The sequence below is a fragment of the Novosphingobium kalidii genome (genome assembly GCF_040534015.1).
GTDB lineage: Bacteria > Pseudomonadota > Alphaproteobacteria > Sphingomonadales > Sphingomonadaceae > Novosphingobium > Novosphingobium kalidii.
Map to the genome: position 1 here is coordinate 1 of NZ_JBEWLY010000027.1, position 25863 is coordinate 25863.

Sequence of the window (25863 nt, forward strand, 5' to 3'; positions counted from 1 at the left end):
CACCTTCACCATGTGGATAGCGACGCCTCCATTGAGAGCTTCTTCTCGCTCGATCTTATATCCGAGCGAGGCGTAGAGGCGTAAGTTCTCTTCAAACTTCTGGTTCGTCTAGAGGCGAACCGTGGTCAGGCCGGCCTCACGCGCCAGTTGCTCGGCATATGCGACCATCTTTCGACCGTAGCCGCGTTTTTGAAAGTTCGGACCGACGGCCACGTTCTCTATCAGCACGTCCTCGTCGCGTTCGGTGGTTTCGACAAGCGCGGCCAGGTCTTTTCCAACAAACAGGAGGTCTGCGCGATGATCCCGGATATGGGCGGCATGATCCGCCCTCATCGGTAGCGGTTCGCGACCGATGAGCGGAATCAATTTGGAATAGGCCGACCTGGTGAGGGCAGTAACAGTCGCAGCATCATCGGGGGTGGCTAACCGGATTGTCTCGCTCATACGCAGCCTATGATGGGTTGCGGCCAGGATCGGAAGGGCAACGGCTTTCCCGATTGGGAAGGTGTTTTGGGAACGCCTGGTAACGAAGGCTTATGCCTACCCCTCGATGCGCCGCACCGTTCCTTGAACGCGGGCACCGCCTCCCGGGATTGTCGGCGCGGCTGCGTGTAGCAGACAGGGCACGCCCATATCTTCGCCTTGCACGATCTCGAGGTCCCCGGCTTCGATGCCGAGAGCCTGTAGGTAGCCCGCCAATGCTGCGGCAGCGGCTCCGGTCGCCGGGTCTTCGTACACACCACCGGCAGCGAAAGGGTTGCGTGCATGGAAGCGGCCAAGGGTTTCTGCATGGACAAGGCTGATTGTCGCTAAGCTCCACTCTCGCATGAGCTCGGCGCCGGCCTGCATATCATACCGCATGGCCGCTAGTGCAGCCCGGTTGTTCATCGCCAACAAGAGATGACGCGCTCCCGCGTCAATGATTGCCGGCGGAATCCGAGGATCAAGGTCGGCGTCGGTCAGGCCGAACAGCGCTAAGGCGGTTTCCAGCAGGTGTGAAGGTGCTGGACAGTTCCGCGTGGGCGGCGATACGAGCGCCGCGCTAAGACCATCCACGCCGCATCGGCCTTCGACGGTGACCTCGCCTTCATTTAATTTGAGCTTGAAAGCACCATCGCCTTCTCGGGTCGCGAGCGCCGCTCCCAACGCTATCGTTGCATGGCCGCAAAAAGGAATCTCGGCTTCTGGGGCGAAGTACCGCACCCGGTAGCCTTCGGGTGTGCGTGCGGCAAAGACGGTTTCGGAATAGCCCACTTCCGCCGCAACGGCCTGCATACGGGTAGGATCGGGGAGCGCATCGCAGAGGACAACGCCGGCCGGATTACCGCCACGATTATCATAGGTAAAAGCCGCCAGTCGCTGAACGTCCATCCAAACCCTCCCTAGTCTCGTTCATGCTTTAGACGGTTGGGAAAATTCCCAAAAGAGAACGACGTTTGGGAATGCGCAGGGCTTCTCAAACTCGTTGCACGGGCGGAGATGGAAAGCGATAGGCATGATCGCGGATGAGAAAGTCGGACCAGAGAGTCGCCGTATTAGGGCTGGAGATCGGATGAATGATCATCGGCCGCAGCGACTATCGCTCGGAGGAGGAGAGACAATGCGGGTGGCGTGGATCGGTCTTGGCTCAATGGGGGCGCCCATGGCGCTCAGCATAGTGCAGGCAGGACATACGTTGACCGGCTACGCGCGTCGTCCGGCGGAACATGATGCCATTCGCGCGGCAGGCGGCACCGTGATTGACGACGTTTCGCAGGCGGTGCGCGGTGCGGAGGTTGTCTGCGTCAACCTGTTCTCGGCCGAGCAGATTTGCGAGGTTCTGGTCGAGCGGCAGGGTCTGGCGGCGATGTCTGCAGGGGCGATCCTGGTCGTCCACAGCACGGTGAGCGCCGCCTTCGTGCGTGAACTCGCCACGATGCGTCCCGATATTGACGTGGTCGACGCAGGCTTCAGTGGAGGGCCGCAGGAAGCGGCGGAGGGCCGACTTACCTTGCTGGTGGGCGGCACCGAAGAGCAGGTCGCACGGGTCCGGCCCGTGTTTGACGCTCATTCTGCGTACATCGCGCATGTCGGCCCGCTGGGCAGTGGCATGACGCTTAAGGTCATCAACAATCTTACCTTTGGGGCGCATGTCGCCATCGCACGTGATGCGCTGCGTCTCGTTGAGGAGGAGGGGCTCGATGCCGGGACCGCAGCCGAGGCGCTGCTGCGCGGCAGCGCGGCTAGCTTCGCGCTGACGGTTCTCAGCCGCAACGGGGATGCTGAGGCTTCGGTCGCGCGGATCCGGCCTTATCTGGACAAGGACGTCGCGATCGCACGCGCAGGCGCGACTGGAATGGAGCTGGGAACGCTCGACGCTGCGACCCGCGACTTCGGGTGAGTATCGAGCTGCGCTGGAGAATGGCCGAAGGTGGTGGAGGCTGTGTGAAAACGCGTTGTCTGTTTTGAGGTAACAGGCGCACGTTGGCTCCTTCGGCTCAGCCTTGGATTGCGGCGATCATCTTCGAGGCGCCGAGCATGTTGATCGCGCGCTTCATATTGTAGGCGAGGACGTGGAGGCTCATTTCGGTGCCGACCTTCTCCAGGGTGCGGGTCTTGAAGTGACTTCTTCCCATCCAGTCCTTGATCGTGCCGAACACGTGTTCGACGGTTCGTCGTCGGACGCGCATGGCATCGGGCATGCGCTCAAGCCTTGCCTGCGTGGTCTCGATTACGTGCTCGTGCTCCCACCGCTTGATCCGCCGCTCCTTACCGGTCGTGCATTGCTGCTTGATGGAGCAAGCGCCGCAATGGCTGGACCAGTAGGCGTGGAGCCGCAGGCCCTGTTCGACCGTGGTAAAGCGGCGGGGGAGCGTCTCACCTGCAGGGCAGCGATAGCTGTCTGCGACCTGCTCGTAGCGGAAGTCCTGCTTGCCGAACCGTCCGTCCGCCTTGGCTCCGGAGGTAAGTGGCTTAGGACAGATCGCGGTAATGCCTTCTTCCTCGCAGGCCAGCACCTCGACGCCTGAGAAGTAGCCGCGATCGGCGAGCACGGTCAGCGCGTTCAATCCGATCGCCTCGCGTGCCTTGCGGCTCATGTTCGCCAGTTGCGAGCGGTCATGACCGACATTTGTCACCTCGTGCGCCACGATTATGTGACTGTCGGCATCGACCGCTGCCTGGAGGTTGTAGCCGACCAGCCCCGTTCCCTTCCCGGCACTTGCCATCGCTCGTGCATCCGGGTCGGTCAGCGAGATCTGCCGGTCAGGTGCGTCCGCCACAACGCGCTCCATCTCCTGGAGCTCGCGCATTTGGCGGCGTAGCGCCTCGAGCCGTTCGCCAAGTCGCTTGGTGCGGACCTGCGCCACCACCTCCTCCTGCCGGTCAGCAGTGTCGAGCAGGCCCAGATAACGCGCGATGCTCGCCTCGATCTGCTCCATCCGCCGTCGGATTGCTCCAGGCGTGAAGTTCCTGTCGCGCGTGTTCACCGCCTTGAACCGGCTACCGTCCACCGCCACGGTGCCTCCAGCGATTAGCCCCAGCTCGCGGCACAACACCACAAACTGGTGGCAACTCGCCCGGATCGCCTCACCGCTATCGCGCCGGAAGTCGGCAATCGTCTTGAAGTCGGGCGCCAGTTTGCCTGTCAGCCACATCAGCTCCAGATTGCGTCCGGCCTCCCGTTCAAGCCGGCGGCTCGACTGCACTTGGTTGAGATAGCCATAGAGGTAGAGCTTGAGCATCGTTGCTGGATGGTACCCCGGACGGCCTGTCACCGCCGCATCGCCGAAGCCTAGCGCTGACAAATCCAGCTCATCGACGAACACGTCGATCACCCGAACCTGGCTGTCCTCGGCAACGTAATCGTCAATGCAGTCCGGCAGAAGCTGAACCTCCCGCCGATCACAACCCTCGATGAAACGCCCCATCTCACGCCTCCCAAGCAGGCCTAAAACATAGCAGATCACCGCGTTTTCACACAGCCTCGGTGGAGAGCTGACAACGCATACGCTCACCAATCTTCGCCTGTCGCCGGTCGAACGTGCGGCAGATCGACGGGATCAGCTGCTCCAAGCGCTAAGTAATTCCGGCGAGCGATTTCGAGTGAAAGGGCGCCGTCTGGTCCTCAACGAACGACCTCCGCATCGTGGTCGTCTTGACCATCATCCTCCCAAGAGCAAACCGGGCATATCTCAAACATGCCGCGGCCCTTCAGCGTGAGGTAGCTACAACACGACACCGACAGCTTGCGACTGCCATGTAGTCCTTGACGATGCTGTGCCAAGCCATTCGGACCCTCGTCTGCGAATATGAGAGCATAGCAGAAGTGCCGACGGCTGCTATGGACCGTTATGAGCGCCTGAGCAGGCTGATCGACGCTGCCGCAAGCACGAGGATGATGATGAACGTATTCGCCAAAGCTGTTGTTATCACTGCCATGGGACTGTGCGGCTGCACGCAGCCTTCCGGAGAGGCGCCGCAGGGTCAGGGCGAGCAGACCGCCGCACCGCAATCAGCACCATCACCATCGGCCAAGCAGTGGAACAACGGCGCGGTTAAGCCGCTCGACATACAGGTCGCTCATCCCAACGGGGCGGTATTGCAGCTGACTTCCCTCCAGTCCCGGCCGACCGACACGGTAGTGGGGCTGCGGGTCATCAACGGTCGAACTCGCGACGTCGAACTGAACCGTTCTCCTTCTAACCGCACCAGCTATCTGCTGCTGGAAACAGGTGAGCGGTTGTACCTCTCTCCGCCACCCAGCAATCCGCGCCTGTCGATCCCCACCGGGCAGACCTTTGAAGGCCAGCTAGTGTTCCTGGGCCGGCTGGAGCCGGTGAATGCCGCCGTGTTGGTGCTGAACGAAAATCATCAGACCGATAATGAGCATACCACCACGCCTGGCTTCCGCATCGACCTGCCGGTCGCCGGCGGTGGGCAGTGACCGCCGGGCGTGCAGGCGCAACCGCCATCGCAGCGCTGATGCTGGTGGTGGCCGGCTGCGATGGCGGGATCGGCGGTGGTGGTGGTGGCGCCATGGTGGATACGCAGGCCGTGCACCCGAATGGCGCGGTGTTGCAGGTATTGTCAGTTCAGTCTACCGGGGAGCGGACACTGGTATCCGTGCGCGTCATCAACGGACGTGACCGGGAGATACGCCTCGATGCCGGGCGCGAGAACAGCTATATCCTGACCGACAGTGGCGAGAAGCTGCTGCTGGTGCCATCCCCCACGAACGCCAATCTGGCGGTGCCGCCGAGCAAGATGATGGACGGTGCGCTGCTCTTCGCCGGAACGCTGCCGTCATCCGGCTCCGCCACGCTGATGCTCAACGGCAATGACAGCCGGAACAACCGCTACAGCAGTTCCCCCCGGTTCGAGGTCGCGCTGCCGCTGGCGGGGTCGCACGGCGGTTCGGTGCCGGAAGTGTCGGCCCTGTCCAACATGCAGAACCTGCCCGCCTCCACCCTGGGTTCGGCGACAGGGGGCGGCTCCAATTTCGGCCAAGCGGGGCGTTCGACCAGCAATCTGACTGCGGTGGACAAATTGAAGTCCGAGCTGGGTGCGGTCGATTCCGAGCGCGGCACTGTGGTCTCACTGCCGGGCGACGTTACCTTCGATTTCGACAAGGCCACCATCCAGGCCGGCGCTCGCACTACGCTGGACCGGTTGGCGGAGCTGATCCAGGCGGGGCAGGCCGGGCAGATCACCATCGAAGGGCACACCGATGCTAAGGGCGACGATGCCTACAACAAGCGCCTGTCCGAACAGCGGGCCGCGGCGGTCAAGACCTACCTGATCGACAAGGGCGTGGCAGCCGACAGGCTGCAGACCATCGGCCTGGGCGAACTGCGCCCGGTGGCGCCGAATGCCAATGCCGATGGAAGTGATGACGAGGCTGGGCGCCGGCGCAACCGCCGGGTTGAGGTCATCCTACCACAGGCCGGCAGCACCGGCACCGGCAACGGCGGCACCTAGCCCCGGCGCGTCGGCGGCGTTGCTAGTCGACGCTGACCGAAAAAGATCAGGCCGCTCCGGTAGCGGGCTGCTCGTAAGCGTGCCTCCGCCACCGGCCAGCGGGACGTCCCATCAAGTGACCGAGCTTGGGTCGCTTAGAGCCTGCCTAGTGGCGATGTGTGGGTGAGGAGCAGACCCTTATTTGATGCGGGTGATCGGCGAGCAGTATACTTCGAAACACAGGTTGTGGAGGTCCAATGCCGCAATGTCGGGCCCAAACGCGTAGCCTTCTAAAAGCTCCAGCCTGCCCCCATTCATAAACAGAACACATCCTTGGACCATGTTCCACACCCGCCACATGGGCATGTATCGAATGTCCGTGGACATTCGGCGCCGCAACAGGGGATCACAGCACGAAAGTGCGGTTTACGTACGCTACACGCGAACGAATAGCGAACGGCAGCAAGTGGGTCGGAAGTGTGACTGTGTAACCGACGTCCGCACCAGGGGGCGCTTGCGGACGGCAGCTTCCGGCGGCGGCTTTGCCTGCGGCTTCCGTCTCGAAGTGGTGGAGAGCAGTCAATGGCCGATGGCGGCCGCTATGGCCGCGAACGGGGATGTGACCCAGAGGTCGTCCTCGACGTATAGCTTTGTCTCACAGATCCGTTTTGCACCGACCCAAGTGCTTCGTGAGGTCATTCGAGCAAAAGCAGCGGCGCGAGCTGCCTCATCGGGCCACAGGGCTATAGCAATGAAATCGCCGCTTTCGTCTCGGGTCAGGCAAGAGCCTAATGAGCCAAGAGCGCGTCCCTCGTTTGTGACTTGGCGCCATGACGCCCGGAATGCATCCTCGAAAGCTTGCTCAACTTGCCAGCGGTAGATGACAATAAACGGGCGGAGAGAGCTCTCGGAGTTCGCGGTCATGGCTTCACCATGTAGCTGGTGAGTCTTGTGTCAATGTCGGAGATTGGGCGCGTGCCGCCGAACCGGTACCGACGCAAAGCGGTGGTAAGTGGATAGGCAGCTTCGCCGCCGCTGTGTGCGCAAGCCGACGAGGTTTGAAAGTGACCATTACCTCGGTAGGGCTGCATCAGCTCGCCCTAGGGGTACAATCAACGCGCATCGCTCTTGGTTACACTATCTTCGAAAGCTCAGTCGATCCCTACCGGCGAATCCTATAAAGGGTTATGGCACACGTACGAATCACGACCGGAGAGATGTCCTTGGCTTCCGCATCACCTGATGGGGAGCAGGCGGCGATTCCGCCCGAGCTGATAGAGAGCGTTCAAAGGCATCAGCGACATCTAGCCGCTCTTGTCGACAGCCTGCGTGCTGCCGGCGTCGGCGAAGACGTGATTGAGGACAGCGTCGGTCAACTTCTGGACAGCTATCGGGCCGAGCTCACAATTGCCATGCGCGCTATGGTATCGGAAAAAGCTCGTGATTGATCCAAAGCTGATGGACGACGAAGCTCGCCTGTCTGCGCTTGGCCGGATGGAGATCCTCGAGACGGCGCCGGAAGAACCGTTCGAAAAGATCGTGAACCTGGTTCGTACCGTTCTCGCGGTGCCGATCTCCACCGTTTCCCTCGTCGATAGAGATCGCCAATGGTTCAAGGCATATCGTGGGTTGGACGTTCAGGAAACGCCGCGCTCGATCTCGTTCTGCACCTATGCCATTCAACAGGCTGAGCCACTGATCGTCGAGGACTCACTCCTAGATGAACGGTTCGTCCGAAACCCGTTGGTGCTGGGTGGGCCGAGGATCCGGAGCTATGCCGGTGTTCAGGTTCGGTCTCCAGATGGGTACAATGTAGGCTCGCTTTGCGCGATGGATACGCAGCCCCGCAGGTTCAGCCCAGCGGACATCGCCATCCTCAGCAACTTTGCGAATATCGTAAGCGACGAATTAGAGTTGCGGCTGATCGCAAGTACGGATCACCTCACGGGCGCACTGAGCCGCCGTGGCTTCGAAGAGCAAGTGAGCCGTGAGGTTGCGCGCCACGCACGCTACCATCGGCCGAGTTCAATGATTTCGTTCGACATCGATCATTTCAAAAAAATCAACGACAGTTTCGGTCATCCCGCCGGCGACGAGGTGCTTCGTCACGTGGGTCGATTGGCGATGCAAACCCTTCGTCCGACGGACTGCTTTGGGCGAATGGGTGGAGAGGAGTTCGCTGTCCTCCTGCCCGAGACCAGTGCGGCTGACGCCTTCATCGCAGCAGAGCGCTTGCGGCTTGAAATCCAGAACCACGCATTTGTGCTCGCCCGAGACCACGTCAAGGTCACGGCCAGCTTCGGCGTTTCCGTAGTCGAGAACTTCGCCGACGTAGGTGAATGGTTCGCGAGTGCCGACAAGATGTTGTACGAAGCTAAGGCGCGCGGTCGAAATTGCACCCGCATGGCCGGCTTGGACGCCGCCGAATGCGCGAGGGCAGCGCCAGCCACGTCCGAGACCTTGCCGCTGAGATGAACAGTTAGCCGCTCTCAGAGAGCGGAAAATAGTTCTGAACGGCCACTTGTGGGCGGCTCCTGCCGGGCAGCTTTTGTCTCAATGTGGTGGGAAACGGACATCGGTAATTAACCGAGAACGCCGGTAGCCATTGCAGCACCTATGATCAACATCAGTGCGGCCACGCTGTAGCGCACGGCTCCAAGTGTGATCTTGTCGAGGTGACGGGTGGCGAAGTAGGCACCTGCGAATGCCGAGACGGTGCCGACAAGGACAAGTATGCCTTCGCGACCCACTGGATTGAGACCCGTCGTCGCGAATGACGCCGCGTACGTCGTAAGCCGGGATAAGTCGACGAGGATTGCAATCATCACACCTGTCGCAATGAAACGCTCGGCAGGCAAGCCGGACCTCAACAGGAAAATGGAACGAAATGCCCCCTGCTGCCCGGTGAGGCCGCCGAAGAAACCGGTGATCAGTCCTCCAACGGGCATTAGCCGAGGCGGTGCCTTCAGCGTGTGGAACCACTTTTGAAGCTCTAGCGTAGCGAAGAGCATCATCAACAAGCCAATCGTGAGACCTGCTCCGGTCGGGCCGAAGGTGCGGTTGAGGGCGGACCACTCGAAAAAGCGCGGAGTATCACCCAGCACAGCGAGCAGCCACGCTCCCGCTATCGCCGCAGGAATAGCTGGCAGCCCGAACTTCAGGACGGTGGGCCAGTCGGCGCGCTTCCGAAGCAACGTGCCCTTGAAAAGATTATTGAGAAGATGAACGACGCCAGTCGCCGCCACGGCCACGGGAGCGGGAAAAAACAAGGCGAAGGCGGGGAGCAGGATAGTCCCCAAGCCAAAACCCGAATAGAGCGTCAGCGCAGAAGCGAACGCCGCCACGATGGCGATAATGATTATGTCCATTGGGTCCCTATGACGACCCTTCCCGAGTGACCGCAAGTGGGGCGTCACCGGCCGTTACAGAAAGCCCGGATGGATTTTGCCCTGATTTGGTATATGACTGTTACCCGCGTACTACAGAACCTATGACATGCGCGCCAATGTCCGCCAATGCGTGTACGGAAAAGCGGCTTTCGCATTGCCACCTACAAAGCGGACTTGAATGCCTACAGCAGGAGTGGTCCTCGCGCTTCTTGGCGCGCAGGACACGGCTGATCGCCCGCTGGCGAGTGCGGGATAACGCCGGGGGGAGAGAACGACGGCGGACGGGCGGCCGGCGCGGCCTGGCGCGACAGGCTTGGCTCACGTTCCATCTTGCGAACGGCTGACAGGGGAAGCGCGAAAGCGGACCGCCAACTCGACCTCTGTTGTGCGAAGCGCCGGCGGGAGAGGCTCGCAATTGGCGCCGGCCCGATCCGGCAAGCCAAGGAGAATGCCGGTAGGACAAGAATGGCTTCGCATCGGGTGCAGGCGCCCGTCTGGAGCGCCGGCCGAATGGTGCGGGATCGTTGAACGAGGCCTTCGCTCACCCGCACCCGCCGTGTGCCGGAGTTCCCTCCGACGGCTGCGGCATATAACCTATATGGTTCTATATGTCAAGCTTTCGCGATGTTCCGGCTGAAGCCGGCACCTTCAGGCTCTCCGCCAGCTTCGGCACATCCGCAAGGGCACGCAGCGCGTCGTTGAGGTGGGTGCATCCTTCGGGACCGCGCAAAAGCGCCAGCACTTCGTCGCGAATGGCGTCCAGCCGCTTGCCGACAAGGCGCTGGGCCGTGCCGATGGCGCCGGGGCATTCGGAGAACGGCAGGATCAGCGGCTCCGCTTCCAGGGCGAGGATCTCCAGTGTTCCGGCATCGCATGTGGCGCGCAAGGCGTATTCGTGGATCGCCACGCGCCCGCCTTCCCTTTGCCTGGCACTGTCCTGAAACGCCGAATCGATCCGCAAAGTGCCGGCGATCGGATCACGGACCACGTCGATCCGGCGCGCGCGGCGAAAGCCGGGGCCTTCCTGGTCATAGAGCGCGTGCCAGCCTTGCGGGTCGGACGGATTCACCAGATCGCCCGCATCGGCATCCGCCACGTTGTGCGGGGGGCCTTCCGGGCGCAGACCGCTGTTGCCTTCCTTCAGGCCCCAGCACACGTTCGTGCGCTGCTGCATCATGCCGGCCATCTGCTCCTCGCCCAGCCGCTCGCGCAGCTTTTCGGCCCAATCGGGATACCACTGCGACCACGCGAAAGCGGAGACCAGCGCCGTGCCCGAGATGTCGTCAAGAACAAGGTAAAGCGGATCGCCTTGCGCGATCAGTTCGGGCAGGCGTTCGCGCAAGGCCATGCGCAAGTGATTGCCGCCGCGTTCGCCTACCAGCGCATCGACGCCGGGGTGCGGCGGTTCGGCGCTGATCGCGGTGATCGTCTTGTCCTCTGCCATCCGGAGGCGGAAACCACCCTCGGCCAGCAGGTGCCCCTCGCCACCGTCAGCTGGCGTGAGCATGTCGCGGGCGCGACCGACCATCACCCTTGGCGCTTCCGGCCCATCCGGCCACGCGACGTCGATGCTGGAGGTGCGCCGGACCGAGTTCGACGGGCGCGGCGGTGCCGGATTGGCAGTGCTGCGTGGAGGCGGAGGAAGCGTCTGGGTTGCCATGCGATCCACAGTGTATCGCCCGCCCCTTCCGATCAACCCTCCGCTGCGACGCGGACCAGCAACTTGCCGAGGTGGCTGTGCCCGGAAAACACGCTGGCGAAGGCCTCCGGCGCGGCTTCGATGCCATCGACAAACGATTCCGCGAAGGTGATCTTGCCCTCTTTCATCCACCCGGCGATGTCGTCGAGGCCCTTCTGCCCTGCGAAGATGCCGGCAAAGCCTTTGATCTCCAGCCCCTTGGCCATGATCTGGCGGTAGAAGCCGGGTAGATGGTCCGGGCCCGGCCCTTCCATGCCGACGCCGTAGTACGCGATGAAGCCGCACATCGGCATGCGGGCGCCACGCTTCAGCAGCGGCAGGACTTGCAGCGTGACCTCACCGCCTACGTTCTCGAAATAGACTTCCGCGCCTTCAGGCAGGGCCGCCTTGAGCTGGTCGGCGAAGTCAGGCGCCTTGTAATCGGCCACCGCATCGAAGCCGAGGTCGAGCAGGCCCTGGCACTTTGCCGCGCCTCCCGCGATACCGACGGCGCGAGCTCCAAGCTCCTTGGCGATCTGCCCCGCCATCGAGCCGACGGCGCCGGCAGCGGCGGAGATCACGATGGTCTCGCCCGCCTTAAGCCGCCCGACGTTGACCACGCCTTCGTAGGCTGTCTGGCCCGGACCGCCGAGCGCGCCCAGTGCCGTCGAGACCGGCGCCAGCGCCGGATCGAGCTTGCGCGGCGGCCCGCGATAGTCGCTCTTGTCGGGCGCGACGACGGTGTACTCGGCCCAGCCGGTGCGCCCCTCGACGAAGTCTCCCGCCGCGTATCCGGCGTGGTTGGAAGCGACGACCTGCGACACCGTGGGGCCGATCAACGGCGCGCCCAGCTCCATCCGCGCGGTGCCGGAAAGCACCGTCTCGTCGAGCGAAAAGCGGATCAGCGGATCGACAGCGATGTAGATCGTCTTCAGCAGCAGCTCGCCCTCGCCCACTACCGGCACCGGCACATCCTCGATGCGGAAGTCGGACGCCTTCGGGTGGCCCTTGGCATAGCTGGCAAGGACAACCTGCTTCATCGTTGCGCTCATTTCAGTTTGACCGGCACCGCCGTCATGCCGCGATGCTCAAGGCCGCGATATTCGGGCTTCGGCTTGGTCGCATCGAGCTTCATCTTCGGGAAGCGGTCGAGCAGCCCGTTGATGGCCACGATCATCTCCTGGCGCGCCACTTCGATGCCAAGGCACCGATGCGGGCCGAAGCCAAAGCCCATGTTCGCCTGCTTCTTGCGGAAGATGTCGTATTCCAGCGGACGCTCGAACACGGAGGGGTCGTGGTTGGCCGCGCCGAAACAGAGGTAGACGCGGGTGCCTTCTGGCACGTGCACCCCTTCGACTTCGGCATCGGCCGTGCTGAGGCGCGGCATCATCGGATCGGTACAGCGCCAGCGCAGCGATTCCTCCACCGCCTGGTCGATCAGCGAACGATCATCGCGGCAGGCTTCCCAGAAATGATAGTGGTTCATCAGCGCGTCGATGGTGATGCCCAGTTGCCGCCAGGTGGTGCCGCCGCCCGCGAAGATGGCGAGCTTGCAATAGCCGAAGATCTCGTCCTCGGTCAGCTTGCGCTTGAAGCCGTCCTCCTCGTCGACGATCTCGGCGTTGAGCAGTCCGGTGATAAGGTTGTCGCCGGGATCGCGCGTGTTCTCCGCGATCAGGTTGCGCAGCGTCGTGTCGATCCAGGCACGCGAAGCCGCGGACTCTTCGGGGGGCAGGCTGGCGGCGCCGAACGTGGCGCGGTTGAGCTGGTAGCGGAACTCGATCACGTCCTCACCCTCGAGCCCGATCGCGCGGGTGACGGTCGCCATCGGCAGGCGGGCGCAGAGCTGGGAGTTGAGGTCGGTCGCCTCTTCGTCGAGCAGGCGGTCGAGCAGGGCGTCCACCGTCTCTTCGATCCAGCGCTTGTTCCACCAGTCGATGACCTTGGGCCGCTTGAATAACGGCTGCGCGGCCGAACGCAGGCGCTTGTGCGGCTTGCCCACCATCGACAGGATGGTGGTTCCGATCGTGCGCACGCCCGCGCTTTCGTTATAGCCCTCGGACGAGAACAGCAGATTCTCGCGGAAGCCGATCTCGCAGGCGCGGTACGAGAAGAAGGTCATCTCATTGCGCGGCGGGCCCATCATGTGCGACATCTCGGGCACGCCGAGCAGGCCGCGCAGGGAGCCCTGGTGCACCGGCGCCTGCTCGCGCAGGGCGTTCATATCATCGGTATAGTCGCGGTTGTTGTCGACGCCCGCGTTTGCGCTTTCCTTGTTCACGTCGAACATTTCGGCGTAGCGCGGATTATCGGACATCAGCGAGGCGAGAGCGGCGGAATTGCCGCCCCGTCCTGTCATGGGGCACGTCGCCATAGCATCAGGCTCCTGTCTTGCGGCCGGCATAAAGCCCACCGTCGACCGGCAAGTTCACGCCGGTAATGTTCGATGCGAGATCCGAGCAGAGGAACAGCGCTGCTGAGGCAGTGTCGCGCGGGTCGATCGCGCGGCCCAGCGGATGCGCCTTGCCCATGCTGTCAAGGATGCGGTCCTTGTGCTCGCTGTCTGGGTTCATGCCAGCGTAGTTTGTCAGCATGCCCGCCGGGCAGACTGCATTCACGCGAATGCCCTTCTCCGCCACCTCGATCGCCAGCGCGCGGGTGAACTGGACCACCGCGCCCTTGGTGGTGCCGTAGAGCACGCCGCCGTAGCCCATCAGCCCCGCGACGGATGCGGTGGAGACGATGCATCCGCCCGTCCCCTGTTTCTCGAACTGACGGATCGCCGCCTGCGAGCCATAGATGACGCCGTTGATGTTCACGTCCTCGACGCGCTTCATCTCTTCGGGTTCGCAGTCGACAAGGCTCTTGAGGCCCTTGCCCGGCACCGGGTTCACGGTGATGCCGGCGTTGTTGTAGATGATATCGAGCCTGCCGAACGCCTCGACCGCCTTTGCCACCGCCGCGTCGACGGAGGCAGGATCGGCCACGTCGCAGCCGACCGCCACGGCCTCACCGCCCGCTTCCTTGACGAGCCGCACCGTCTCCTCGGCATTGCCTGAGTTGATGTCGGCCGCGACCACCTTGGCGCCGTGTTCGACGAAAAGCAGCACCGCCGCGCGCCCCACGCCGGAACCGGCGCCGGTGATCAGCGCCACCTTGCCTTGTACCAGTCCGTCCATAGCATCCTCTCCCGTGTTCTTTTTGTTCAGCCCCCGATGTTGAGGGTCGTCATCATCTGGAATTCGCGCAGGCCTTCGATGCCGCGCTCGCGGCCAAGGCCGCTCATCTTGATGCCGCCGCCGCTGGCGTAGCTCGACATGACAGCGCCGTTGATGTTCACTGCGCCGCTGCGGATTCTCAGGCCGACTTCCAATGCCTTGACCTTGTCGGCACCGTGCACCCAGCCGGACAGGCCGAACTTGGAATCGTTCGCCATCTCGACGGCGTGGTCGAGATCGCGGTAGCCGATGACGCCAATCACGGGCCCGAAGATCTCGTCCTGAGCAGCGGGGTTCTTGTTGTCGGGCAAGTCGAGCACGGTCGGCTCGAAATAGAAGCCCTTGTCGAGCGCTTCCGGTCGCTTGCCGCCGGTGACGACCCTGCCGCCTGCCGCCACCGCGGCTTCAGTGAAATGCTCGCACCGGGCGCGCTGGCCAGCGCTGATGACGGGGCCGAGCGTCGTCTCGGGATCGCTGGCCGATCCGATCTTCACGTTCTCGAGGGCCTTGGCCATGCCTTCGAGAACCTGGCCCTTGCTCTCCTGCGGCACGAAGACGCGGGTGCCGAGCACGCAGCCTTGCCCGGCGTGCGAAAGGCACACGCTTGAGGCCGCCGAGGCCGCACGGCCGACCGCATCGGGCAAGTAGATCTGCGCCGATTTTCCGCCGAGCTCCAGCACGAGACGCTTGAGCGTGGGCGCGGCCTGCTCGGCCACTTTGGCGCCCACCGTGCACGATCCGGTGAACGAGACCATGTCGACGTCGGGGTGCGTGGTCATGGCATAGCCGCCTTCCAGGCCCTGCTCCATGATGACATTCATCACGCCCTTGGGCAGCCCCGCCTCATCCGCCGCCTCAGCGAACACCATGGCGGACAGCGGCGTCAGCGGATTGGGCCGCAAGATTACCGTGTCCCCCGCCATCAGCGCGGGCACGACTTTCCAGAACGCGGTGTAGAACGGCACGTTGTAGGCGGATATCGCCGAGACCACGCCCAGCGGCGTCCAGCGCTTGAGGCTCTGCACCACGAAGTAGGGGTTCACCCGCTCATGCAGGGGAAGCGGGTTCTCCTCATGCTCGGGCAAGCGGAGGAACAGGTCGATGATCTCGTCCGTCATGCGCAGCGGCGCGTGGACCTGCGCGCCCATCACGTTCGACGACACCGGGCAGCCCGCTTCCAGTATTGCGCATTCCCTGAGCCTGTCGGCGCGCTTGCGCAGCGCAGCGCCGTAGCGCGTCATGTACGCGGCGCGCTCCTTCATCGTCAGCCCCGACCAGCCGCCATCGTCGAAGGCACGGCGCGCTGCAGCAATCGCTGCGAGCGCCTGTGCCTCAGACGCGCCGGTGACCGTATCCACGACGGTCTCATCAGAAGGGTTCTCAACGTCGAAGATCGTCCCCTCGCCTCTCACGAACGCGCCGTCGATGTAGCCTGCGTAGTCCAGAGCGCCTCTCCGTTATTCGTTATATCGAATTATTGTTCGGTTTTGAGACTAGCTTACACGCGCGGACGCGTCAATCTGTCTCACCCGTTGCATCGTGCTGGAGCCATGCCTATTCCACATTCCGCCTGCCTGACGGCTGCGGTCCCTGCCGCGAACCGCCTCGGCCCCGACAATGACGCGAAGGATGCCCGCGATGGCCTACACCGACTTCCTCAAGCAGCAGTGCTACATCGACGGCGAGTGGTGCGATGCCGATTCGGGCGCGACCTTCGAAGTGACCGATCCCGGCTCGGGCAAAGTGCTGGGCACCGCGCCGAAGATGGGCGCAGCCGAAACGGCGCGCGCGATCGATGCCGCCGAAGCCGCTCTGCCGGGCTGGCGCGCCAAGACAGCGGGTGAGCGCACCAAGCTGATGCGCAAGCTGTTCGACTTGATGATGGAGCATCAGGACGATCTGGGCGAACTGCTCAGCCGCGAGCAAGGCAAGCCGTTTGCCGAAGGCAAGGGCGAGATCGGCTATGGTGCCGGGTTCATCGAGTGGTTCGCCGAAGAGGGCAAGCGCGCCTATGGCGACGTGATCCCCGGCCATGCCGCGGACCGCCGGCTCGTCGTCCTCAAGCAGGGCATCGGCGTCGTCGGCGCGATCACTCCCTGGAATTTCCCGAACGCGATGATCACCCGCAAGCTCGGTCCAGCGCTCGCAGCAGGCTGCACCATGGTGATCAAGCCGGCTTCCGCGACGCCGTACTCGGCGCTGGCGATCGCGCGGCTGTGCGAGATGGCGGGCATTCCCAAGGGCGTGGTGAACGTCGTCACCGGCAGCGCCGGCCAGATCGGCTCGGAACTGACGCGCAATCCCAAGGTCGCCAAGATCACCTTCACCGGCTCGACCGAAATCGGCCGCCAGTTGCTCAAGGAATCAGCGGACACGATCAAGAAGTGCTCGATGGAGCTAGGCGGCAACGCGCCGTTCCTGGTGTTCGACGATGCCGATGTCGACGCCGCCATCGAAGGCGCGATGATCTCCAAGTTCCGCAACGGCGGCCAGACCTGCGTGTGCACCAACCGCTTCTATGTGCAGGACGGCGTCTACGACGAGTTCGTCAGCAAGCTGGCGGACCGCGTCAAGGCGATGAAGATCGGCTACGCCATGGACGAAGGCACCCAAGTCGGCCCGCTGATCGACGAGAAGGCGGTCGAAAAGGTCGAGGAGCACCTGCAGGATGCTCTGGCCGGGGGCGCCAAGGTCCTGGCAGGCGGCAAGCGCAGTTCGCTTGGCCACAGCTACTTCGAGCCGACCGTGATCGCAGGCGTGAAGGCCGACATGAAGCTGGCCAGGGAAGAGACCTTCGGCCCTCTCGCCGGCGTCATCCGCTTCACCGAGGAAGCCGATGCCATCCGCATGGCGAACGATACCGAGTTCGGCCTCGCCAGCTACTTCTACTCGCGTGACATCAGCCGCGTCTGGCGAGTCGCCGAGGCACTGGAAGCAGGCATGGTGGGCATCAACACCGGCCTCATCTCCACCGAAGTCGCGCCGTTCGGCGGCGTCAAGCAGTCCGGCCTTGGTCGCGAAGGCTCCAAGTACGGGCTCGAGGACTTTATGGAGCTGAAGTACTTGTGCATGGGTATCGAAACGAGTGCGCCTCCCGCCAAGAAGCAGGGCCAGCCGCAGCCGGGCTCGCAGGATGGCGGCGGCGAGTAAGGCGCTCCGCCGCCCCATGATCCTGCGCGACGCCACGCCTGCTGACGCGCCTGCCGCAGCGGCGCTCGGCAGCGAGGCGTTCTGCGCTGCCTTTGCCTATCTCTACCGTCCCGAGGACCTGAACACCTTCCTCGCGGCCAACCACTCGCCGGAGAAAGCGGCGGCCGAGATCGCTGATCCCGCGATGCGGGTACATCTGGCGGTGGACGAGGCGGGCAAGTTGCTTGGCTTCTGCAAGCTCGTCCTCTCCTGCGGCTGGCCCGAGCATGCACGGGCGGATAGGGTGATCGAACTCAAACAGCTCTATACCGATCCCGCCGCGACCGGGCGCGGCATTGGCGCCACGTTGATGGACTGGGCGTTAGCTGAAGCGGCTGTGCGAGGCGCCGGCGAAATGCAGCTGTCGGTCTGGAGCGGCAATGACGGCGCACAGCGATTCTACGCCCGCTACGGCTTTGCCAAGATGGCGGACATCCACTTCATCGTCGGTGAGCAGCGGGACGAGGAATTCCTTTACGCCAAGCTGTTTTAACCGCGCTGATGGCCTAGCTCTTTCAGAACCACTTCAGGCGGCGGAAGAGCAGAACCTGGGCCACGATGATGGCGCCGCAAATGGCAACGACCGTCCAGAAAGCCTGCGGGTCTTCCGCATCGGGGATGCCCGCGACGTTGATCCCGAGCAGCCCTGTCAGGAACGTCAGCGGCAGGAAGATCGAGGCGACGATCGTAAGCCGGTACTGCGTGCGCGCATTGCGCTCGAGCAGCCGCGCGCGAGCGTCGTCCTGTAGCACCAGCGCGCTTTCCTTGCTGATATCGAGATCATCCAGATAGCGCCGCAGCCGGTCGATCGATTCAGCGATTTCGCGCCGGTCGTGCTTTTCGAACCAGGACGGTGCGTTCTCGGACATGTTTTGCAGCGCCTCGTGTTCGGGCGACATATAGCGCTTCAGGGCAAGGCAATTGCGCCGGATCGTCGAGATCTTGGTCAGCATCTCCTGATTTGCGCAGCCCGCCTCCTGTTCCTCCAGCTCGTCGATGGCGGCGTTCATGTCGAGGATGGAGTGGCTCATGCGGTCGATCATGTGCTCGACGATCGAAGTGATCAGCGCGCCTGCATCAGTAGGGCCCCTCCCTCGGTCGAGTTCGGCGCGCGTGTCATTGGGGGTCTGCAACGGCACGCGTCGTAGGGTGACGAGGCGCGCCCCGTCGCACCAGAGCTGGAGCGACACCATATCCTCCGGCTCCGCGCCCGGATTGAAGTTGATGCCGCGCAGTGTCGCGACGAGCGCCTCGCCCTCGCGGAAGGCTCGAGGCCGGGTGGCATCGCTGGTCAGCAGTTCGGCCGTGGGCTCGGGGATGCCCAGGTCGTCCATCAGCCACTCGTAAACGCCCTCGACTGTGCGGCACAGATGTATCCAGAGCACCTCGCCAGGGGCTGACGGGCGCCATCCTTGCACCTGCCCCCACCCGATTTCGCGCGCGCCGCCCTGCCCGTTGAGCACACGGCCGAAAAGGAGCGGCCCATCCAGGCACTGGTCACCACCGGGGTCATCGTTGATCGTGGGGTCGTGCATGGGTTGCTCTTGGAAACACAGAAGATGGACAATGGTGCGCGGAGTAGATCATTTGGACACCTTGCGCGCTGCCGCCTTTAACCTGTCGCAGGATGTGCCTATAAGGCACTCCATGTCCTCCATCCGTCCATGGCGCAATATCGAGCGCCGCAAGAGCCGCCAGATCATGGTCGGCAAGGTCCCCGTCGGCGGCGATGCGCCCATCACCGTGCAGACGATGACCAACACCCCCACTTCGGACGCGAAGGCCACGATCGACCAGATCCGTCGCTGCGAAGATGCCGGCGCCGACCTCATCCGCGTTTCCTGCCCGGATGTGGAGAGCACTGCCGCCTTCCGCGAGATCGCCCGCGCCGCCACGGTGCCCCTGATCGCGGACATCCACTTCCACTACAAGCGCGCCCTCGAAGCCGCCGACGCGGGCGCCGCCTGCCTGCGCATCAACCCCGGCAACATCGGCTCTGACGATCGCGTGGCCGAAGTGGTGCGCGCCGCTAAAGCCAACGGCTGCGCCATCCGCATCGGCGTCAACGCCGGCAGCCTGGAGCGGGACTTGCTCGAGAAGTACGGCGAGCCCTGCCCCGAGGCACTGGTGGAAAGCGCGCTCGACCACATCAAGCTGCTGCAGGACCACGATTTCCACGAGTACAAGGTGGCGGTGAAGGCCTCCGACGTGTTCCTCGCCGTCGCCGCCTATCAGGGGCTGGCAGACGCGGTGGACTGTCCGCTGCACCTCGGCATCACCGAAGCGGGCGGGCTCATCGGCGGCACCGTCAAGTCCGCACTCGGCATCGGCAACATGCTGTGGGCCGGGATCGGCGACACCCTGCGCGTCTCGCTTTCGGCTGAGCCGGAAGAGGAAGTACGCGTCGGATTCGAGATTCTGAAGGCGCTCGGCCTGCGCACGCGCGGTGTGCGCGTCGTCTCCTGCCCCTCCTGCGCCCGGCAGGGCTTTGACGTGATCCGCACCGTGGAAGCCCTGGAGAAGCGGCTTCAGCACATCAAGACACCGATCTCGCTCTCGGTCCTGGGCTGCGTCGTAAATGGCCCCGGTGAAGCGCGCGAGACCGACATCGGCCTGACCGGTGGCGGCAACGGTAAGCACATGGTCTATCTCTCCGGAGTGACAGACCACCACGTCCAGTCCGATCAGATGCTGGACCACATCGTCTCGCTGGTCGAAGCCAAGGCTTCCGAGATCGAGTCGCAGATGACCGATGCCAGCCCGCTGACCCAAGCGGCGGAGTGACCCAGGCAGCCTGACTACAATGCGTGACCGGGACTCGACGCCGGACGTTGCCATACTGCTCGATCACTTCGGTGCGGGCGGTGTGGAACGCGTCGCCTGTCTCCTTGCCAATGGACTTCAACAGCGCGGCTTTCGCGTGGAGATGGTCGTAGTGCGCGACGCCGGCCCCGTTCGCCATCTGCTCGATCCCGGCGTTTCCATTCACGTGCTGAAGAGCGTCCGAAGGCTGGGAAGAGGCGGGCGGCTTCTGGCGGCGGCCCCTGACTTGGCAGGTTATCTGCGCCGTCGCAGCCCGGCCCTGCTGCACTCGCCCGGTAACCACACGCACAAGGCCGCCGGCCTCGCCGTGCGCATCGCCGGTTTTGACGGGGCGTTCGTGCCGAAGATCACCAACCCCATCGTGAAAAGCGGAATGAGCCCGCTCAAACGGTGGTTGCGCACCACTACATTCAGGATGGCACTGGCTCGTGCGGCGAAGATCGTGGTCCTCTCGCCTTGCGGAGTGGAGAGATTGAGCGGCATCTGCCCGGACCCGCACTCCAGAGCAGTTGTCCTTCCCAACCCCTATGTCAGCGATGCGATGGCAACGCGCCACCCCACGCGCCGCACAGGCGAAACGCCGCTGATCCTGGCTGTCGGCCGCTTGTCTAAGCAAAAGGATTTCGCGACGTTGCTGCGTGCTGTCGCGCGTCTTGAGCAGCGGGACTGGCGCCTGCGGATCTGCGGCACCGGCCCGGAGGCGGATGCGCTGCAGGCACTGGCAGCCGAACTCGGCATCTCCGATCGCGTGGACATGCCGGGCTTCGTCAACGATGTCGCCGCGCTCTATTCCGAAGCGGATGTGATGGTGCTCTCGTCCCGGTGGGAGGATCTTCCGGCCGCCCTCGTCGAAGCCATAGCCTGTGGTTGCCCGGTGGTAGCTACCGCCTGCTCCACAGCCGTCGTCGAACTGCTCGAAACCGTCGGCGCCGCTTCGCCCGTTCCCGTCCGCGATGTTGCCGCGTTGAGTGCGGCGATCGCCCGGGCTCTGGATGGCAATCTTCCCACGGTAGCTCCGCATGCCGTGGCCGCGTATGGAATCGACGCCGCGTGTGATGCCCATGCCGCGCTGTTTTCGCACTTGCTCGCTCGGTCAGATTGTAGACTTTCAGCCTAGTACTGCCGCGTTGTTGCCCAGGCGTCGGCGCGTGGTCCCGGTCAGCAGAGCGAATTCTGCCTCCCCTGCTCCCGCTTTTGCACTACCTCCAGCGAGGCGACGCCAACAAGAAACCCCGCTGGATCGCTCCAGCGGGGTTTCTTGTTGGCTCAAAGTTCAGAACGAGTGAGCTTACGCCTGATCGTCATCACCTTTGATGAGGTAGTCGCCGGCATCGGCATCCGTGCCGTGGGCTTCGCCTTCCATCGCGGCCAGCGGATCGTTGCCGAGATCATCGGCGGGATCACGCTGCAATTCGGCGGCGTGCTCCTCCGCAGCTGTACGAGGCGCGACCAGCGACTCCTGCAGCTTGCGGTACGAGGCTCGCAGCGCGGCGTCGCGGCTGGATGCTGCCACACGGACCCGGTTCATGCCGGCACCCGTGCCCGCGGGGATCAGACGCCCGACGATCACGTTCTCCTTGAGGCCGATCAGCGAGTCTCGCTTGCCCTCGACCGCAGCCTGAGTGAGCACGCGCGTTGTCTCCTGGAACGACGCCGCCGAGATGAACGAACGCGTCTGCAGCGAGGCCTTGGTGATGCCGAGCAGCACCGGCTTACCTTCGGCGGGGCGCTGCCCGCTCTCCAGCTTCGCGTTGTACTCGTTCATCTCCTCGTAGTCGACTTGCTCGCCGGCCAGCAGGGTGGTGTCGCCACCGTGCGTGATCTCGACCTTCTGCAGCATCTGGCGAACGATCACCTCGATGTGCTTGTCGTTGATCTTCACGCCCTGCAGACGATAGACCTCCTGGATTTCCGCGCACAGGTACTCGGCCAGCGCTTCCACGCCCAGCACTTCGAGGATGTCGTGCGGGTCGGGCGAACCGGAGATCAGGTTGTCGCCCTTCTTGACGAAGTCGCCTTCCTGAACGTCGATCACCTTGCTCTTGGGGATCAGGTACTCGACCGGATCACCCTCTTCCGGGATAATCGCGATCTTGCGCTTGGCCTTGTAGTCCCGCACGAACTCGATGCGGCCCGAGGTCTTGGCGATGATCGCGTTGTCCTTGGGCTTGCGTGCCTCGAACAGCTCCGCGACACGCGGCAGGCCGCCGGTGATGTCGCGGGTCTTGGCAGCTTCGCGGCTGGCACGGGCGATGATGTCGCCCGCTTCGACCGCTTGGCCGTCCTCGACCGAGAGCGTGGCACCAGGAGCCAGCATGTACCGCGCCGCCTCGCCCGACTGCTCGTCGAGAAGGGTGATGCGCGGACGCAAGTCCTCCTTCTTCTTCGAGCGGGTGGAACGGTCTTCCGTCACCACGCGGCTGGTCATGCCGGTGGCTTCGTCAGCCTGTTCGCTCAGGGTGCGACCGTCGATCAGGTCCTGATAGCGGACCACACCGGAGGTTTCGGTGATGATCGGCAATGAGAACGGATCCCACTCTGCCAGGCGTTCGCCTTCCTTCACGCTCGCGCCGTTCTCGTGGATCAGCACGGTACCGTAGGGCACGCGGTGCATCGCGCGCTCACGGCCTTCGGTATCGAGCACCACGATCTCGCCGTTGCGCGCCAAGCTGAGGCGACGGCCACGCTTATCGGTGATGGTCGGAACGTCGCGGTATTCGACAGTACCGTCGCAGATCGATTCCAGGTGGCTGGTTTCGTTGAGCTGCGCCGCACCGCCGATGTGGAAGGTACGCATGGTGAGCTGGGTACCCGGCTCGCCGATCGACTGCGCCGCGATGACGCCCACGGCTTCGCCGATGTTCACCGGCGTACCGCGAGCGAGGTCACGCCCGTAGCACTTGCCGCAAACGCCCATCGTGGCTTCGCAGACCAGCGGCGACCGAATACGCGCGGCCTGCAAGCCGGTCGCCTCGATCTTCGTCACCGCCGCTTCGTCGAGCAACTGCCCGTGCGACGCGACCACGTTGCCGGCCTTGTCGACTATATCCTCGGCCAGAGTACGCCCCAGGATACGCTCGCCCAGCGAAGCGATCGTGGAACCGCCCTGCACGATCGAGCGCATTTCCAACGCGCGCTCGGTCTTACAGTCGTCAACGACGACAACGCAGTCCTGCGACACGTCGACCAGACGGCGAGTCAGGTAGCCCGAGTTCGCAGTCTTGAGAGCAGTATCGGCCAGACCCTTACGAGCGCCGTGAGTCGAGTTGAAGTATTCGAGGACGGTTAGCCCTTCCTTGAAGTTCGAGATGATCGGCGTCTCGATGATCTCGCCCGAAGGCTTGGCCATCAGGCCGCGCATACCCGCAAGCTGCTTCATCTGCGCTGGCGAACCACGCGCACCGGAGTGGCTCATCATGTAGATCGAGTTGATCTGCTTTTGACGGCCGGTTTCCGGATCGATCGGCATCGCGCGGATCTCGTCCATCATGGCGTTCGCCACCTGGTCACCGCAACGGCTCCAGGCGTCGATCACCTTGTTATACTTCTCCTGCTGGGTGATCAGGCCGTCCTGGTACTGCTGTTCGTAGTCCGCGACCAATTCCTTGGTCTCGGCGACCAGTGCCACCTTGCTGTCCGGGATGATCATGTCGTCCTTGCCGAACGAGATGCCCGCCTTGAACGCGTTCCGGAAGCCGAGGCTCATGATCGCGTCGGCGAACAGCACCGTGTCCTTTTGGCCGGTGTGACGATAGACCTGGTCGATGACGTCACCCAGTTCCTTCTTGGTGAGAAGGCGGTTGACGACTTCGAACGGCACCGTGTGGCTCTTGGGCAGGCACTCACCGATCAGCATTCGCCCAGGCGTGGTCTCAACCCGGAGCATGTACTCCTTGCCCTTCTCGTCGGTCTGCGGGATCCGGGTGTGGATCTTGGAGTGCAGCGTCACCGCGCCGACATGCAGCGCCTGGTGCACTTCGGCGATGTCGGACAGCATCATGCCCTCGCCCGGCTCGCCTTCGCGGTCCATCGAGAGGTAGTACAGACCCAGCACCATGTCCTGCGACGGCACGATGATCGGCTTGCCGTTCGCAGGGGACAGGATGTTGTTGGTCGACATCATCAGCACGCGCGCTTCGAGCTGGGCTTCCAGCGAAAGCGGTACGTGGACGGCCATCTGGTCACCGTCGAAGTCGGCGTTGAAGGCCGAGCAGACGAGCGGGTGCAGCTGGATCGCCTTGCCCTCGATCAGGACGGGCTCGAACGCCTGGATGCCCAGCCGGTGAAGCGTGGGCGCGCGGTTCAGCATGACCGGGTGCTCGCGGATCACTTCGTCCAGGATGTCCCAGACTTCCTTGCGCTCCTTCTCGACCCACTTCTTCGCCTGCTTGAGGGTCATCGACAGACCCTTGGCGTCGAGGCGGGCGTAGATGAACGGCTTGAACAGCTCGAGCGCCATCTTCTTGGGCAGGCCGCACTGGTGCAGCTTCAATTCCGGCCCGGTCACGATGACCGAACGGCCGGAGTAGTCGACGCGCTTACCGAGAAGGTTCTGGCGGAAGCGGCCCTGCTTGCCCTTGAGCATGTCAGACAGCGACTTGAGCGGACGCTTGTTCGCACCGGTAATGATGCGGCCACGGCGGCCGTTGTCGAACAGGGCGTCGACCGCTTCCTGCAGCATGCGCTTTTCGTTGCGCACGATGATGTCCGGCGCGCGCAGTTCGATCAGGCGCTTCAGGCGGTTGTTGCGGTTGATGACGCGGCGATACAGATCGTTGAGGTCCGATGTCGCGAAGCGGCCACCGTCCAGCGGCACCAGAGGGCGCAGCTCTGGCGGGATGACCGGCACGACGTCGAGGATCATCCACTCAGGGCGGTTGCCCGAATCGATGAAGGATTCCACGACCTTGAGGCGCTTGATGATCTTCTTGGGCTTGAGCTCGGACTTGGTGGTCCGCAGCTCTTCCATCAGGTCATCGCGCTCCTGCTCGAGGTCGAGCGACATCAGCATGTGCTTGACCGCCTCAGCGCCGATGCCGGCCGAGAACGCGTCCTCGCCATACTCGTCCTGCGCGTCGAGCATCTCGTCTTCGGTGAGCAGCTGGTACTTCTCGAGCGGGGTGAGGCCCGGCTCGATGACGATGTAGCTTTCGAAGTACAGCACGCGCTCAAGCTGCTTGAGCTGCATGTCCAGAAGCAGGCCGATGCGAGAAGGCAGCGACTTCAGGAACCAGATGTGTGCGACCGGCGCGGCCAGCTCGATGTGGCCCATGCGCTCGCGGCGCACTTTGGTCACGGTCACTTCGACGCCGCACTTCTCGCAGACAACGCCCTTGTACTTCATGCGCTTGTACTTGCCGCACAGGCACTCGTAGTCCTTCACCGGACCGAAGATGCGGGCGCAGAACAGCCCATCACGCTCGGGCTTGAACGTGCGGTAGTTGATGGTTTCCGGCTTCTTGATCTCGCCGAAAGACCAGGAGCGGATACGCTCAGGCGAGGCGAGACCGATCTGGATCTGATCGAAGGTCTCGGGCTTCGCCATCTGGTTGGTGAACTTGCTCAGGTCGTTCATAGTTCTGTCCCTCTTGGGGTATTTCGTAAGCGGAGCGGTAAGGCGCTGTCTTTG

At 63.4% G+C, this 25863-nt stretch carries 21 protein-coding genes; 9 read left to right on the forward strand and 12 right to left on the reverse strand.

Annotated features, from left to right (window positions below; genetic code table 11):
* Positions 1 to 108: 108 nt before the first annotated feature.
* Both ABVV53_RS16290 and ABVV53_RS16295 read right to left on the reverse strand, forming a co-directional pair.
* Positions 109 to 444 (reverse strand): GNAT family N-acetyltransferase, encoded by a 336-nt coding sequence (locus ABVV53_RS16290; RefSeq protein ID WP_353984604.1) that lies wholly within the window; start codon positions 442 to 444, stop codon positions 109 to 111.
* 96 nt (positions 445 to 540) lie between these two features.
* Positions 541 to 1371 (reverse strand): PhzF family phenazine biosynthesis protein, encoded by an 831-nt coding sequence (locus tag ABVV53_RS16295; protein ID WP_353984605.1) that lies wholly within the window; start codon positions 1369 to 1371, stop codon positions 541 to 543.
* Positions 1372 to 1552: 181 nt separating this feature from the next.
* Here ABVV53_RS16295 and ABVV53_RS16300 point away from each other — a divergent pair, with 181 nt between their 5' ends.
* Entirely contained in the window at positions 1553 to 2380 is an 828-nt protein-coding gene (locus ABVV53_RS16300; RefSeq protein ID WP_353984606.1) for an NAD(P)-dependent oxidoreductase, read from the forward strand.
* A gap of 97 nt (positions 2381 to 2477) precedes the next feature.
* Here the strand turns inward: ABVV53_RS16300 and ABVV53_RS16305 are convergent, their stop codons facing one another.
* Together ABVV53_RS16305 and ABVV53_RS16310 are read right to left on the reverse strand one after the other, a co-directional pair.
* The gene (locus ABVV53_RS16305; protein ID WP_353985491.1) at positions 2478 to 3908 is read right to left on the reverse strand and encodes an IS1182 family transposase; all 1431 of its coding nucleotides are present in this window, start codon (positions 3906 to 3908) and stop codon (positions 2478 to 2480) included.
* A gap of 197 nt (positions 3909 to 4105) precedes the next feature.
* Positions 4106 to 4219: a CPCC family cysteine-rich protein gene (locus tag ABVV53_RS16310; protein ID WP_353985667.1), complete on the reverse strand. Its 114-nt coding sequence runs from the start codon at positions 4217 to 4219 to the stop codon at positions 4106 to 4108.
* A 102-nt stretch (positions 4220 to 4321) separates the two neighbouring features.
* Here ABVV53_RS16310 and ABVV53_RS16315 point away from each other — a divergent pair, with 102 nt between their 5' ends.
* From ABVV53_RS16315 to ABVV53_RS16330, 4 genes are all read left to right on the forward strand, one after another.
* Complete coding sequence (locus ABVV53_RS16315; RefSeq protein WP_353985492.1) at positions 4322 to 4924, forward strand: hypothetical protein; 603 nt, start codon at positions 4322 to 4324, stop codon at positions 4922 to 4924.
* Positions 4921 to 5958 (forward strand): OmpA family protein, encoded by a 1038-nt coding sequence (locus ABVV53_RS16320; protein WP_353985493.1) that lies wholly within the window; start codon positions 4921 to 4923, stop codon positions 5956 to 5958. The genes ABVV53_RS16315 and ABVV53_RS16320 overlap by 4 nt, the downstream gene beginning before the upstream one ends.
* Before the next feature lie 1196 nt (positions 5959 to 7154).
* Positions 7155 to 7385 (forward strand): hypothetical protein, encoded by a 231-nt coding sequence (locus ABVV53_RS16325; protein WP_353985494.1) that lies wholly within the window; start codon positions 7155 to 7157, stop codon positions 7383 to 7385.
* Positions 7378 to 8412, forward strand: a complete 1035-nt coding sequence (locus ABVV53_RS16330; RefSeq protein ID WP_353985495.1) for a GGDEF domain-containing protein — start codon at positions 7378 to 7380, stop codon at positions 8410 to 8412. Before ABVV53_RS16325 ends, ABVV53_RS16330 begins: the two co-directional genes overlap by 8 nt.
* Before the next feature lie 107 nt (positions 8413 to 8519).
* Here ABVV53_RS16330 and ABVV53_RS16335 read toward each other — a convergent pair whose 3' ends face one another.
* From ABVV53_RS16335 to ABVV53_RS16360, 6 genes are all read right to left on the reverse strand, one after another.
* Entirely contained in the window at positions 8520 to 9305 is a 786-nt protein-coding gene (locus ABVV53_RS16335) for a sulfite exporter TauE/SafE family protein (protein WP_353985496.1), read from the reverse strand.
* Between the two features lie 625 nt (positions 9306 to 9930).
* Positions 9931 to 10986, reverse strand: a complete 1056-nt coding sequence (locus ABVV53_RS16340; protein WP_353985497.1) for a DUF2889 domain-containing protein — start codon at positions 10984 to 10986, stop codon at positions 9931 to 9933.
* 32 nt (positions 10987 to 11018) lie between these two features.
* Entirely contained in the window at positions 11019 to 12044 is a 1026-nt protein-coding gene (locus tag ABVV53_RS16345) for an NADP-dependent oxidoreductase (RefSeq protein ID WP_353985498.1), read from the reverse strand.
* A gap of 8 nt (positions 12045 to 12052) precedes the next feature.
* On the reverse strand, positions 12053 to 13363 hold the full coding sequence (locus ABVV53_RS16350) for a cytochrome P450 (protein WP_353985499.1): 1311 nt from the start codon (positions 13361 to 13363) through the stop codon (positions 12053 to 12055).
* Positions 13364 to 13382: 19 nt separating this feature from the next.
* The gene (locus tag ABVV53_RS16355; protein ID WP_353985500.1) at positions 13383 to 14159 is read right to left on the reverse strand and encodes an SDR family NAD(P)-dependent oxidoreductase; all 777 of its coding nucleotides are present in this window, start codon (positions 14157 to 14159) and stop codon (positions 13383 to 13385) included.
* 50 nt (positions 14160 to 14209) lie between these two features.
* Complete coding sequence (locus ABVV53_RS16360; protein WP_353985501.1) at positions 14210 to 15634, reverse strand: aldehyde dehydrogenase family protein; 1425 nt, start codon at positions 15632 to 15634, stop codon at positions 14210 to 14212.
* Positions 15635 to 15860: 226 nt separating this feature from the next.
* Between ABVV53_RS16360 and ABVV53_RS16365 the strand changes: the two genes are divergently transcribed.
* A complete protein-coding gene (locus ABVV53_RS16365; RefSeq protein ID WP_353985502.1) occupies positions 15861 to 17372 on the forward strand; it encodes an NAD-dependent succinate-semialdehyde dehydrogenase in 1512 nt (503 codons plus the stop codon).
* 16 nt (positions 17373 to 17388) lie between these two features.
* On the forward strand, positions 17389 to 17904 hold the full coding sequence (locus ABVV53_RS16370) for a GNAT family N-acetyltransferase (RefSeq protein WP_353985503.1): 516 nt from the start codon (positions 17389 to 17391) through the stop codon (positions 17902 to 17904).
* Positions 17905 to 17926: 22 nt separating this feature from the next.
* Here the strand turns inward: ABVV53_RS16370 and ABVV53_RS16375 are convergent, their stop codons facing one another.
* The gene (locus ABVV53_RS16375; protein WP_353985504.1) at positions 17927 to 18946 is read right to left on the reverse strand and encodes a zinc transporter ZntB; all 1020 of its coding nucleotides are present in this window, start codon (positions 18944 to 18946) and stop codon (positions 17927 to 17929) included.
* Positions 18947 to 19058: 112 nt separating this feature from the next.
* Here ABVV53_RS16375 and ispG point away from each other — a divergent pair, with 112 nt between their 5' ends.
* Both ispG and ABVV53_RS16385 read left to right on the forward strand, forming a co-directional pair.
* On the forward strand, positions 19059 to 20195 hold the full coding sequence (ispG, locus tag ABVV53_RS16380; protein ID WP_353985668.1) for a flavodoxin-dependent (E)-4-hydroxy-3-methylbut-2-enyl-diphosphate synthase: 1137 nt from the start codon (positions 19059 to 19061) through the stop codon (positions 20193 to 20195).
* Between the two features lie 19 nt (positions 20196 to 20214).
* The gene (locus tag ABVV53_RS16385; protein WP_353985505.1) at positions 20215 to 21351 is read left to right on the forward strand and encodes a glycosyltransferase; all 1137 of its coding nucleotides are present in this window, start codon (positions 20215 to 20217) and stop codon (positions 21349 to 21351) included.
* Positions 21352 to 21522: 171 nt separating this feature from the next.
* On the opposite strand, the gene rpoC is transcribed toward ABVV53_RS16385, so the two are convergent.
* On the reverse strand, positions 21523 to 25809 hold the full coding sequence (gene rpoC, locus ABVV53_RS16390; RefSeq protein WP_353985506.1) for a DNA-directed RNA polymerase subunit beta': 4287 nt from the start codon (positions 25807 to 25809) through the stop codon (positions 21523 to 21525).
* Positions 25810 to 25863 lie beyond the last annotated feature (54 nt).